The organism is Microbulbifer agarilyticus (assembly GCF_019800665.1).
GTDB lineage: Bacteria > Pseudomonadota > Gammaproteobacteria > Pseudomonadales > Cellvibrionaceae > Microbulbifer > Microbulbifer agarilyticus_C.
In genome coordinates, this window is the sequence record NZ_JAHVKO010000001.1 from 109551 (window position 1) to 122583 (window position 13033).

The window sequence follows — 13033 nt, forward strand, 5'->3', positions numbered from 1 at the left end:
ACTGGGTATCTATCCTACAGAAAATTCATGTATAGACGTCGTATCAGGCGATCTCTTGTTTTTCGAGAGCTTCGTTTAGCAAGGTAGCGACGCGTCCAAAGTCGGAGTCTCTCCGGGATCCTTTTATCAGAAGTAGGTCATTTGGCCGGACCGCACTTGCCAGGTACCTCGCCATGTCTTCGGCTGTGGAAAAATGAGGGCCCAGTATGTTCTCTGGTAACACGCCGCGCAGGTGGTGCATTTCTTCCCCATGAGTTACCACCTGTGTCGCACCGCTTTCAATCAGCGGTTTTGCCAGGCTACGGTGTAATACGGCGGCCTGCTCGCCAAGATCCACGATACGCCCCAGTGCCGCAATTTTTCGTCCGTTATTCGATACTTGCGCTTCTGCCAATACAGAGAAGGCATTTAGCATCGAGCTGACGGTGGCATTCCAGCTGTCATCAATGAGTTGCGCAGCGCCGCCGGAGAGCGCGAGTTCACTCTGATTCAAGTGTGCATCGTCAAGTGTAAAGCTTTCCAGAGCGCGCGCAGCCTCATCCAATGATCGCCCCAGTGCATAGGCTACGCATAGTGCAGCTACTGCATTGTGCACCATCCCCATACTAGGGACGGGTACAAATATTGTTCGCTCTGTCTCGTCAATATTCAGTGTTACACGACTGCCTGAGTCTGCGGCCTCGACATGAACGATACGAACTTCTGCGTGTTCGCTGGTGCCAAATACGATCACCCGTCGCGCATGTTGCTTTGCCTTGGCCAGCACATAGTCAAAGTGCAATAACTGCTCATTTACGATGGCAACTGAGCGGCCAATAAGCCCATCAAAGATACGCGACTTCCAACGCGCAGTGTCTTCGGTGGTCTTAACCCTTTTGGTGGTTTGCGATATGCCAATGCCGGTGATCAGGGCAATCGTTGGGCGAATACGCTTTGTGATTGGGCCTGAACGCATCCACAGTGCACTCTGGGCAATTTCTATGATCGCGACCTCGTGGCCCGCACTAAGGCTAGCCAGCATGCTTGGCGCTCCGACCCGTGAATTGTAGTTACCAAGGCTCGACAGGACAGTTTCCCGATCTCCCAGCATGTTTCTCAGCATATTGACCGTGGACGACTTGCCGGCGGTGCCGGTAATGGCGACTAGGTCGCCCCGGAATCGGTTTCTCGCTGCGAACCCGAGTTCGATAATTGCCTGTATCGGGTCCTTCACTCGGAGAACGGGAAGATGCGCGGGTAACCCGCTCACTGGCCGCGTGACGATTACGCCACCCAGGAGGGGACCGGCAGCTTTCACGATATCAGCAAGCTTGTCGTGGAGGTCCCATCTTTTGTACTTCGCCTTTGACGTGCGCTCATGGTAGGCACGATCACTGTATTTATGGGTGACGAAGAGCACCGGATCTAGGGACTGTTCGATAAAGCTTTGTCCTGACACCACACTGCGGACGAACCAACCTGGAGGCGGCGGTACCAGCCATTCTCCACCGGTAACTTCACTCAACTGCTGTGCGTTCCAGGTTTGCCCCGGCGTTTCTCGATAGATACATGCGGGGAAGGTTTCGCGATAGTGCGGTGGGGTTCGGCCATCAATAGATGAGCTTTGTTTTGCATATTCGCCGAGCTTGAGCGGGATGAGCTTATTGGTTACTGGAATAGGGCGGATATGGGTTTCTGAGCCGACCAGGCCGATTTCCAGGCGCAGGTCGATATTTCGGAGTTGTTTGGGGGCGGGAGGGCGTAAGCCGTAGTAGTCGCGATAGATGATACCGGGCTTCCAGCGGCTGGTGGGTAGCTGCCAGTCACATGGGTCGTGATCCATGGATTTACCCCAGTAGGGCATATCTGTTGGCGCGACCGGTACGGCGCGTATGTCCAGGCGAATGTTCTCGTTAAGTTGCGTGGCTCTGGACGGGTTAAGCGTCCAGAAAGACTCCACGTACAGCAGCTGGCGGTGTTCAATACTTTGTGGGGCGTAGCGCAGACCTACAAGCAGCAGTGGCCCGAAGTCCACTGGTGTGATGGCAGCGTCCTGGGGGACCTCACTGGCAGTCCAGTTCGGAGAAACAGGGCGTTGAGTTTGCTCCAAAGGTGCGGTGTTCAATAGCGCTTTGCGCGCGGGTGGCAATGAAGGGAAGTCCCGGTGTGGCGGTTGCAGTACAATTTTGCCGGAACCATCTTTTAGCGGCTGTAATGATGTACCCATCTTTTCGCACAGATCAGCAAAACGCCGGGTTGCCGCCTCCGCGTCTTTCCCTGTGCGTTGATGACTGAAGCCGAACCCGCAACCGACCGGGAAGAACCGTATCTTCTCCACGCCTCGATGGCTCAGGGACAACTGAAAGATTCCGCTATCTTTCAGTGTCTTGCGCACCGCATCGAATAGCAGGTCACCTGCATCGTGGATAATCGGGCGATCTTTATAGATTTCTATACCTTGCAGAATATGCGCGCTGGTACCGAGAACCCCGTCAGCGCCCGCGTCAATGATGTGATGGCCTACCGAGATCTCGTCTGACCCCGGCTCCTTTTCCAGATTGTTCCCCCAGTGCACCGCCACCAGCACAATATGAGCGTGCTGGCGTGCTCGCAGAATACGGGGCTCCAGCAGCCGCGACCATGCAATCGGATTGTCGAGTGGCAAGAAGGCGCTGCCGGGTTGCTTTGGACCAGCAGCAAAAGATTGCTGTGTCGCGTCCAGGGAGAATATGGCTACATTGAGATCCTTGAGTGGCAGGATAATGGGTGTCAACGCAGCGTCGAGATTCATTCCGCTACCCGTGTGACGGATGCCAATAGTGTCTAACCAGAATCCCTGTTCCAATAATGCCTGTACCCCATAATCACCACTGTGATTATTCGCGGTGGTAACGGCATCGATATTGGCCCGACAAAGCAGCTTCAGCATTTCCGGGCGCGCGCGGTAGTAGTAGGGGGCTCTTTCTGTCTTGTCGATACCCTGTTCGCCGGTAGTGGCGACGACACATTCCAGGTTGATTACACTCAAGTCAGCACCGGCAAGTGCAGGGATACGCCCGAGTACTGCTTCTTCGCCAAGCTCTTCGGTGCGGTAGTGCTGCCTGCGCGCGAGGTTTACATCCCCGCCCCAAGCGAGTGTGGGTAGTGCGCTTTCTTCGGGGGGAGCAAGTTGCCGTACCTGTGATGCCGGTGAAAATTGCTGTGGACAACCACCATTGCGAAGGTATTTTCTAAATGCGATAAACCCTGATAGGTAGTGCTCCACATCGTCAATCCGTACGCGGAATGCATGGTGACGAATGTAAAAGCTGCCGACGATTTTTTCCGGGTTCTGGAAGAACATTGCATATTCCGGCCAGAAATAACCGTTTAACAGGTACATGGCGCGGGTATGCAGGGCGAAGTAGAACCTCTTCAGGTCCAGTTGATTCAGTAGATACGAGAACTCTTTTTCCTGACGCAGGCGGGTGACCATTCGCTCCGCAGCCATCATTAGCTCCAGCAGAGTGGGGAATGTGGTGATGCGCTCAATAATAAAGTCCAGATGCCCAACTACATTTTGAATACCGAACTGATAGTAGCGAGCCTCTGGACGATACAGGGTTAACTCATTGACGCAGTAGCTCAGCCAGTGATCGTGGGCTTGCCAGTGGTTGTTCGCAATAAAGTACTCGAAGGCTTTCTCAACAATACTCAACCAGCGCGTATCCTTGGTCAGGCCGTATAGGCGCATGAGACCGAAGGCCGCTTCTCCGTCGTAATAAATGATACGGAAAGCTTCTTTGACGGAGAGGTCCGGGTATTGCAGTACGTGCACGAACTTGCCGGTCTCCGCATCCTGCATGAAGTGGATGCCCCGGGCGAGCTGTTCCAGCAAGCCACTGTACCTTGTCTGGATCTCACTGCTGTTACTCAACTCGATGTATTTGACCAAGGCGAGTAGGCATACCGCATTTCCGCCGAGTTTAATCTCACCGTTGGCTTCCACGAGAAATGCGGCTTCCTCGCCTGTGGGAAGCCGTGCTTTCTTAATGAGTTTTTCGGTCAGGTATTTGAGCGCGCGATCAATGGCTTGCTTGGTCTTGTCGTCGCGCGTGACTTCCCAGCCTTCGGTCATGGCATAGGTAGAACTGGCGTGGCGGAGAGTGTTGTAGGTACCGATTGGGCGGTCAAAGCAACAGTGCCAGCCGTATTCGAAACGACCATTTTTCAGCACCTGTGAGGCCAGATAGCGGCTGCTGGTTTGAATGACGTGGTCGCTAGTGGCTTGGTCCAGTTCGTCGATTATCCTTCGGCCAGCATTACGACCAGGGCCATAGAGCCGCTGGGGCGCGGAACCCTTTTCGACAAACAGTCCCTCGATGTGCAGGCGGGTAACGGGGGCTTCGTCATCGAAATTCAGCGGCGTATTAGGCCCAAAGCGTATGTCGGTGTAGGCGCGAAATTTACTGTGATTGACCACGGCGTGGGCGACTTTATTGCCGCCGTACAGCATGGCGTTGCCATTAAGTTCCTGTTCCAGGAAGGCAATCTTCCAGTCTGCGTCAAGTGCGAGTCCATAGCGAAAGTAACCGCGTTTGGTGTACTTGAATTTTCTTTGCAGCGTACCCCAGTCCATGGGTTCTGCATCGGTCACCCAGTCGATGCGCAGCCAGCGTCCATCCATTTTTGCACTGGCAAGTTGCTTGCGTGACTGCGCGGCGAGCTTGAGCCAGAGGGCATTTAGATCGTTGCCGCGAGCATGACAGACCCTGGCGCGCTTGCTGCCGTCGCTAACGGAAAAGAACAGGGTGTAGGGTGGTTGCAGATGCTTTAGTGCTTGCTCGGCACTTGGCCGTGCGCGCGCGAGTAAGTCTGAGAGGATGGACGTCGCCATGTACAGAGCCTTTCCTGTCGTTCGTTATTCTAACGGACAGGGAAGCTCATTCAGTTGGCGTTTGGTATAGCGGTCGCTGCGCTTGTGGATAATGGCGCTAAGCGGGGAGGAATGTCGCGCTTCCCTGGCGGATCAATCCGTATGCCTCAGTATAGTTCTGCGGCAGCGATTTGCCGCCAGATCAGCCTACATCCGGCAAGCTTGATGTATCAGGGACGCGCTAGATGTCATTAAATTTCTGCCGCAAGGCGCGAGCCCTGATCAATCGCTCGTTTGGCATCGAGTTCCACAGCCTCATAAGCCCCGCCAATCAAGTGACTTATTTGGCCTTTGGCCTGCAACGCATCGTGCAGGGTGCGCAGGGGCTCCTGGCCCGCGCAAATAATGATGTTATCCACATCCAGAATTTGTTGCTCGTCACCCAGGCGGATGTGCAGGCCCTGATCGTCAATTTTTTCGTAGGCGACACCCGAAAGGTTTTTCACCTGGCGGTGCTTGAGACTGGTGCGATGGATCCAGCCTGTGGTCTTACCCAGCCCAGCGCCGACTTTGGTTGTTTTGCGCTGCAGTAGATATACCTCGCGAGGGCTGGTGACCGGTTCAATGGGCTTCAGGCCTGCGCGGTGGTCCAGGGTGATATCCACACCCCATTCATCGAAGAATTCTTGTTTGCTACTAGCCACCAGTTCACTGATGTGATCTTCGCTGTGGGTGAGGTATTCCGCGACATCAAAGCCGATGCCACCGGCGCCAATGATCGCCACACGTTTCCCCACCGGCTTTTTGTCCCTAAGCACCTCGAGATAACTGAGTACTTTGGGGTGATCGATACCCTCGATAGGCGGAATGCGCGGAATAATACCGGTGGAGATGATCACTTCGTCGTAGTCGGCCAGGTCCGCTTCGGTGGCTTTGGTATTGAGTTTTACATCGACGCCCGTGAGCTCAAGCTTGCGCTTGAAGTAGCGCAGGGTTTCTTCAAATTCCGCTTTACCGGGGATCTGTTTGGCGATATTGAACTGGCCGCCAACCTTGTCGCTGGCTTCGAATAGCGTCACCTGATGTCCACGCTCGGCAGCGACGGTGGAAGCCGCGAGCCCGGCAGGGCCAGCACCCACGACGGCAATTTTCTTGGGCTTTGCCGTTGGCAGGTAATTGAGTTCGGTCTCATGGCAGGCGCGGGGGTTGACCAGGCACGAGGTGAGCTTGAGTTCAAAGGTATGGTCCAGGCATGCCTGGTTGCAGCCGATGCAGGTGTTGATCTCGTCCGCACGATCCTCTGCGGCCTTGTTCACGAACTCCGAGTCCGCGAGGAAAGGGCGCGCCATGGAGATGATGTCGGCTTCACCTGCGGCGAGTACATCTTCCCCCACTTGCGGCATATTGATTCTATTGCTGGTAACGACGGGTAGGTTCAGGTGTTGCCTGACCTTGGCGGTGATGCCACTGAAGGCCGCACGGGGAACGCTGGTGGCGATGGTAGGGATACGCGCTTCGTGCCAGCCAATACCGGTATTGATGATATTGGCACCGGCCTTCTCAATCGCCTGACCCAGGGTTACCACCTCGTCAAAGCTGCTACCGCCCTCTACCAGGTCGAGCATGGAGAGGCGATAGATAATAATGAACTCCTCTCCCAGTGCCTCGCGGATACGGCGCACGATCTCGATAGGCAGGCGCATACGGTTCTCATAGCTACCGCCCCAGCGGTCGTCCCGGTGATTGGTGCGAGTGACGATGAACTGGTTAATAAAGTAACCCTCCGAACCCATCACTTCGATGCCATCGTAGCCGGCACTTTGGGCAAGGGTCGCACAGCGCACATAGTCGTCGATTTGTTTCTCGACCCCCGCATCGCTCAGCGCCTTGGGGGGAAACGGGTTAATCGGCGCTTGGATAGCAGACGGCGCAACGAGATTGGGGTTATAGGCGTAACGTCCGGCGTGCAGTATCTGCATGCAGATCTTCCCGTCTTCCTTGTGCACCGCTGAAGTAATCACCCGGTGTTCTTCGGCTTCTTCCGGAGTGGTCAATTTGGCACACCCCTGAAATACCCCGCCTTCCTCATTCGGGGCGATACCACCGGTGACAATCAGGCCGACACCACCGCGTGCGCGCTCGGCGTAGAAAGTGGCCAGACAGTGATAGCCCCCCGGGTGCTCTTCCAGGTTGGTGTGCATCGAGCCCATCAACACACGGTTCTTGAGTGTGGTGAAGCCCAGATCCAGCGGGGCGAGCAGGTGCGGGTAGGCTTGGGTCATGTTATGGATTTCCTTTTATGGAAGCTGGCCAAATACCTGGAAAATTAGCGAGAGAGCTAGCTGGAAACATAGCACCGGGGCTGGAGGGCCGGGAAAATCGGCAGCAAAAGTGTGTAGATACCGCTGTGACTGGGGTCATTGGCGCCTGAGTGGTCGCGCTGGAATAAGATTGTACCGCTATAGATATTTTGAATGTGGGGTGATTCACATAATTAATTTGGTTGATCCACATGGAGGCGGTAACGTGAAATTTAGGACTCTAATGGAGCGCTCTGGTGCACTTTTTATACAGCGCCGAGCGGTGTGCCTCGGATGTCAATAACCGAACAACGTATAAGACGACAACCGTCGGGAGAAATTCATGGCGACCAACCTCTTTGACTTAACCGGAAAAATTGCTCTGGTAACCGGCGCCAGTCGTGGCATTGGTGAGGCCATTGCCAAATTGCTCGCGGAGCAGGGTGCCCATGTGCTGGTTTCCAGCCGTAAGATCGATGGCTGTCAGGCGGTAGCTGATGCGATTAATGACGCGGGTGGTAAGGCGGAAGCGTTGCCCTGCCATATCGGCAATATGCAAGACATAGAGCAGGTGTTTCAGCATATTCGCGGGCAATACGGCAAGCTCGATATCCTCGTAAATAATGCCGCTACCAATCCCTATTTCGGGCATATTCTTGATACCGATCTTGGTGCATTCCAGAAGACCGTGGATGTAAATATTCGCGGTTATTTTTATATGTCTGTAGAGGCCGGAAAATTGATGCGGGAAAGCGGTGGCGGTTGCATCGTAAACACCGCTTCAATCAATGCATTACATCCAGGGGTGGGACAGGGTATTTACTCCATTACCAAGGCCGCCGTAGTGAATATGACCAAGGCCTTTGCCAAGGAATGCGCGCAGTTCAATATCCGCGTAAATGCGCTATTGCCGGGCCTTACTAAAACCAAGTTTGCCGGCGCCCTGTTTTCTCACGACGAAATCTATCAAACCGCTATCGGGCATATTCCTATGCACCGACATGCGGAGCCCGAAGAAATGGCCGGCACGGTTTTGTATCTGGTATCCGATGCAGGCAGTTATACCAATGGTGAATGTGTCGTTGTTGATGGCGGCCTCACCGCCTGTGGAGGATTGTGATCATGGCAGACTTTCAGCGAGATTCACTACTGGATTTTACCGGCAAGGTAGCGTTGATTACCGGAGCAGCCAGTGGTTTTGGGGCGCTACTGGCCGAGGAACTAGGTCGTCGTGGAGCGCGTCTGGTCCTCGGGGATGTCAATGAAGATGGCTTGCACGCGGTGGTCGAAAAATTGACGGCACAGGATATCGAAGTCCAGGCCGTTACCTGTGATGTATCCTCAGAGACGGACTGTGCTGCGATGGTAGCACTGGCGCGGGAGAATTTTGGGGGACTGGATATTGCGGTGAACAATGCCGGATTAGCACCGCCACAAGTACATTTCGAAGACGTCGATGAAGAGACTTTCGATCTTCAACACAGTGTCAATGTCAAAGGGGTCTTCTTTGGCATGAAGCATCAGCTCAAGCTCATGCGTGGACAGAAACACGGCATTATTTTGAATGTCAGTTCCATGGCAGGCCTTGGTGGAGCGCCGAAGGCGGCAGCCTATGCAGGAGCCAAACATTCGGTGGTGGGGCTTACGCGCACCGCTGCAGTGGAATACGCGCGGCACAACGTACGGGTCAATGCTATCTGCCCCTTTTATACAATGACTCCCATGGTAACGGGGCTGACGCCACCACCGGGAGCCAGTGTCGAACAATTACACGGAGTGCTTGCGGCGGGGTGCCCGATGAAACGTCTCGGCGAACCGGAAGAGGTGGTTAATGCCATGGTGATGCTGTGTTCGCCAGCGCTTACCTATGTAACCGGGCAAACACTGGCGGTAGATGGGGGCGTATCGGCTTATTGATTGGAGGGCGCATCCCTCAAGGAAGCAAGCGGCAGTGTTGCTTTGCCTTGGTCGCCAAATCCTTGGGTAAACGTGTGTTGTTGTCGCCACCCTGTTGCCGCCGCCACTGGGCGCACAGTGACATATAGTTGCCAGCCTGTATTTCTGCGCGCATGTGGTACCACTCGTCTAGCACCGACGGGATGGCTGCAGAAGCCGGCGCTTTCCGCGCAAGCTGCTCTTCTGCCGATTTTACTTTCTCCGCCTGGCCCGGTGTCACCTGGCCGGGTTCAGCCCCGATGTATTGCGCGGGGTGCAACAGCACAATGGCTACTGCCACAATGCCCAATCCCGAGCCAACCTTCGAAAGCATACTCGCCCCACCGTGCGCACTACGGATCTGCTGCTCAGGTCTTATGTTGCGCAGACCTTCCATCACCTTTTCATCGAGATGCGAAGGCACATGAATGGTGTCGATGGCCTGCTGGTAGGACGATTCCCATTGATTCGTGTTCATGCCTGCGCAATCTCAACAGAAGGTTTGCTGGTTTCGGAACTGGATGATTTCAGGCTTTTTTCCGCCCACCGTAGTCCCCAGGTGAAGCGCGGCTTGACGGTTTGTGTCTGTGCCTGCTCTTGCTCTTTAGCGAGTGCCTCTGCTGCGGCCGCCTGCTTAGCGAGTGTGACACTGGAAACCCAAGGCTTGCGCGCACTGCCGTGCAAATTGAACTCAAGGGAATTCCCGCCGTCTGCCAGTTCCTGACGGCACTCGGCCAGAGAGATTCTCTCGATGTCTGCCACCGTTGCCAGGGAGAGTCCGCACTGGTTGTACAACAGGAAAATATTGCGTTGACGGCGCGGTAACTGTTGCAGGGCCTTGAGCATGTCGGACTGCTCGAAGGCACTTTGCAGTGGGTCTTGCAGTGGGGCTTGCTGTGGGTCGGTTTCGCCTGCAATTTCGCTAGCGCCTGATTTGAGCAGGCGGTTCACACGGATGTACAGCCAGTTTTTCAGCTGTTGACGTTCAAGCAGAGGAGGCTCTGAAAGCAAGGAAAGCCAGAAATTTTCCATAAGCAAGTTGCAACGAGCCAAATCCATTTGTGCACAGTAACGGAACAGCGGCTCCTTGTAGCGACGAAAAATCTCGCGAAATGCCTGACGGTTTCGTGTGTGATAGTACTGTTGAATTAAGTCTTCGTCACTGAGACTACACAATCTGTCCGCAAACATGGGATCTGCCTCCTTGGCCTCAATTCCCATTGTTACTTATTGGTGCGTATATCCTGGGGAGTCCTTCCCTGGGCGTCATCGCCGAACCAATAAATAGTGTGTTAACGCTATTTCGCTGAAAAACGTTTCGAGCGAATACCACTCTTGACTCAGTGTTAACCGTATTGGGTTCGCAACTGCGTCGTCTCAAGTGCGACGCTTAATGTGTTGGGGGCTGCTTTTGGGGAGCCACCTTTTCTGCAGTACCGTGCACCACTTTTTCTTTACGCTCTGGAGGATCTCGCAGATCATCCCGACTTTTCCGCCAGGAGGCGAGGAAAATCGTAGCGAGTCCTAACAGGATCTCGTCCACAAATGGCACCAGATCCGGAATAATCAGATCAATTATAAAAAGGGCGCATATCCACTTGAATAGCTGCGGGTGCTTCAACTTGCGGGCGTAATTGAGGAACCAGCCCACAAATGCGCTGGGAAGTACACGCTTCATAGATTCAGTGGAGCAGCTTTAGAACCGTGTTGGGAGTATAGTCGGCAGACGCTCGACAGGTATTTGAGACAAAGGTTCCGCGACGCGAAATTCTGCCAAAACTGGCGTATAAGTCGTTTGTGATTTGAGCGCCTGAATCGAGTGCGGCACGATAGGGGACCTAAAGTTGAGCAAAATCAGGTATTGGATGAGAGCCGGTAGCGCAGTGGGAGCGGTAGCTGCTCAGGCCCCAATTCGGCGCGCAAGTCTTTGAGTTTGATGCCGACACCGAGCAGACGAATTGGATCGCTGCGCTTCTCCCAACATTGCTCCAGCAGTTGCTTGAACTCGCTGATGCGTCCGGCCTTGCTGGCGCGCTCGTGGGTGGACTGGGTAAAGTCGGCATACTTCACTTTTACGATTGCGCCACTGATTTCGTAGCGGTCACCTAGCTTCTCCATGCGCTCTTGCAGTCGACCATATAAATTGATCATTTCTTCCTGCCATGATTCCAAATTGATCAAGTCGTCGCGAAAAGTGCGTTCCACGCTCACGCTTTTGCGTGAACCATCGCTGCTGACTTTTCTGTCGTCGATGCCACGGCACAATTGGTACAGTCGGTTGCCAAACTTTCCGTATTTTTGTGCTAGCTCAATTTGGCTATAACGCCGCAAATCGCTGCAGGTGCGTATTCCCTGCCGTTGCATTTTTTCTGCGGTGACTCGTCCTACACCGTGTATCTTTTTGATAGGTAAACGCAGCACAAAGTCTTCAACGGCATTTGGGTGGATGACTGTGAGTCCATCCGGTTTTTGCCAGTCACTAGCGATCTTGGCCAGGAATTTATTCGGCGCTACACCTGCGGAAATCGTAATGCCCAGATCCTGCTGCACCCGCGCGCGAATTTCCTGGGCGATTAAAGTTGCGCTGCCGTTGCAGTGCGGACTATCGGTGACATCCAGATAGGCTTCATCTAGGGACAGCGGCTCAATAAAGTCGGTATACGATAGAAAAATTTCCCGTATCTGCGCGCTGACTTCTCGATATTTTTTCATGTTGCCCGGCACTACAATCAGATCAGGACACAGCTTTTTGGCCTGTGCAGTAGGCATGGCCGAGCGCACCCCGAAGCTGCGTGCTTCGTAGTTGCAGGTTGAGATAACACCCCTGCGGTCGCTTGACCCGCCCACGGCGATAGGGCGCCCCCGTAAATTGGGGTCGTCACGCATCTCTACCGAGGCATAGAAGCAATCACAGTCACAATGGATGATTTTGCGCATGCTGGGATTATATCCAGTATTTGGGCGCAGCCAACCATAATCTGTGCTGGTAATGGCACAGTGGGAGGAGACATGAACTCAATGCCACTGGTACATACAGCAATGGATGCTCCCCAAGACGCGGGCGTGAAAGCTGTACTGGATGATGTACGTACCCAGTTGGGTGGCGTGCCTAATTTATTCCGCGCCTATGCGAACAATCCGACGTTGCTGTCTCAATTGTGGGATCGGTATCAGCACGTGATGCTCACCGGCCATCTATCGCCCAAATTGAAAGAAGCGATGGCGTTGATGATTGCTGCGGACGAGCACTGTGACTACGGCATTGCCCAGCATGTGGCGTGGCTGGAGAAGCTGGGCGTGGCGCCGAAGGAAATCCTGCGCATTCGTACTGATCCCGACCACGCGCATTTTGATAGTAAAGAGCACGCTCTGCTGGAGCTCGCTCGTCATATGAATTCCGCACCACATGATCATGGCGATCTCGCGGTGAAGGCCGCGCGCAAGGCGGGCGCGACGGATGCGGAAATTCTCGAGGCGGTGGCAGTTGCCGGGCTGTCGGCGGAACTGAGCCACGCGGCATCGTTTTTAGGGGTACCTGTCGACTAGCGATGTATAAATTGATTAGTCCGATGGGTAAATGACAGGCACAAAAAAGCCGTCTGCAAAGACGGCTTTTTATTGGCTGGACTGTGGCCGGCTTAGCGCTCCAGATACTGCAGCTTGCCAGTCTTGCCATCCCACTCTGCGGCGTCGGGCAGAGGGTCTTTTTTCTCGGTGATGTTCGGCCACACTTCGGCGAGCTCGGCGTTCAGCTCGGTGTATTCCTGCTGATCGTCTGGCACTTCGTCTTCAGAGAAGATGGCATTGGCCGGGCACTCTGGTTCACACAGGGCGCAGTCGATGCACTCGTCCGGGTGGATCACCAGGAAGTTGGGGCCTTCATAAAAGCAGTCTACCGGGCAAACTTCCACACAGTCGGTGTATTTGCACTTGATGCAGTTTTCCCCAATTACGAATGTCATGC

At 54.3% G+C, this 13033-nt stretch carries 10 protein-coding genes; 3 read left to right on the top strand and 7 right to left on the bottom strand.

The genetic code is table 11. From position 1 onward, the window contains the following. Positions 1-43: 43 nt before the first annotated feature. Together KUV22_RS00430 and KUV22_RS00435 are read right to left on the bottom strand one after the other, a co-directional pair. Positions 44-4855 (bottom strand): CapA family protein, encoded by a 4812-nt coding sequence (locus KUV22_RS00430; RefSeq protein WP_222227697.1) that lies wholly within the window; start codon positions 4853-4855, stop codon positions 44-46. A gap of 230 nt (positions 4856-5085) precedes the next feature. Continuing rightward, positions 5086-7116 carry an NADPH-dependent 2,4-dienoyl-CoA reductase gene (locus KUV22_RS00435; protein WP_222227698.1) on the bottom strand — a complete coding sequence of 677 codons (2031 nt, stop codon included), beginning with the start codon at positions 7114-7116 and terminating at the stop codon, positions 5086-5088. A gap of 361 nt (positions 7117-7477) precedes the next feature. Between KUV22_RS00435 and KUV22_RS00440 the strand changes: the two genes are divergently transcribed. Next, positions 7478-8254: an SDR family oxidoreductase gene (locus tag KUV22_RS00440; protein ID WP_222227699.1), complete on the top strand. Its 777-nt coding sequence runs from the start codon at positions 7478-7480 to the stop codon at positions 8252-8254. Positions 8255-8256: 2 nt separating this feature from the next. Continuing rightward, positions 8257-9051 carry an SDR family NAD(P)-dependent oxidoreductase gene (locus KUV22_RS00445; protein ID WP_222227700.1) on the top strand — a complete coding sequence of 265 codons (795 nt, stop codon included), beginning with the start codon at positions 8257-8259 and terminating at the stop codon, positions 9049-9051. Between the two features lie 16 nt (positions 9052-9067). Here KUV22_RS00445 and KUV22_RS00450 read toward each other — a convergent pair whose 3' ends face one another. The 4 genes from KUV22_RS00450 to dinB form a co-directional block, all read right to left on the bottom strand. Further along, the gene (locus tag KUV22_RS00450) at positions 9068-9547 is read right to left on the bottom strand and encodes a hypothetical protein (RefSeq protein WP_222227701.1); all 480 of its coding nucleotides are present in this window, start codon (positions 9545-9547) and stop codon (positions 9068-9070) included. Then, complete coding sequence (locus KUV22_RS00455) at positions 9544-10260, bottom strand: RNA polymerase sigma factor (protein WP_222227702.1); 717 nt, start codon at positions 10258-10260, stop codon at positions 9544-9546. Before KUV22_RS00455 ends, KUV22_RS00450 begins: the two co-directional genes overlap by 4 nt. A 199-nt stretch (positions 10261-10459) precedes the next feature. Further along, a complete protein-coding gene (locus KUV22_RS00460) occupies positions 10460-10747 on the bottom strand; it encodes a DUF6116 family protein (RefSeq protein WP_222227703.1) in 288 nt (95 codons plus the stop codon). A 176-nt stretch (positions 10748-10923) separates the two neighbouring features. Then, a complete protein-coding gene (dinB, locus tag KUV22_RS00465) occupies positions 10924-12006 on the bottom strand; it encodes a DNA polymerase IV (protein WP_222227704.1) in 1083 nt (360 codons plus the stop codon). Between the two features lie 72 nt (positions 12007-12078). Between dinB and KUV22_RS00470 the strand changes: the two genes are divergently transcribed. Further along, on the top strand, positions 12079-12615 hold the full coding sequence (locus tag KUV22_RS00470) for a carboxymuconolactone decarboxylase family protein (RefSeq protein WP_222227705.1): 537 nt from the start codon (positions 12079-12081) through the stop codon (positions 12613-12615). A 92-nt stretch (positions 12616-12707) separates the two neighbouring features. Here the strand turns inward: KUV22_RS00470 and fdxA are convergent, their stop codons facing one another. After that, the gene (gene fdxA / locus KUV22_RS00475) at positions 12708-13031 is read right to left on the bottom strand and encodes a ferredoxin FdxA (RefSeq protein ID WP_010133230.1); all 324 of its coding nucleotides are present in this window, start codon (positions 13029-13031) and stop codon (positions 12708-12710) included. Between the last annotated feature and the right edge of the window lie 2 nt (positions 13032-13033).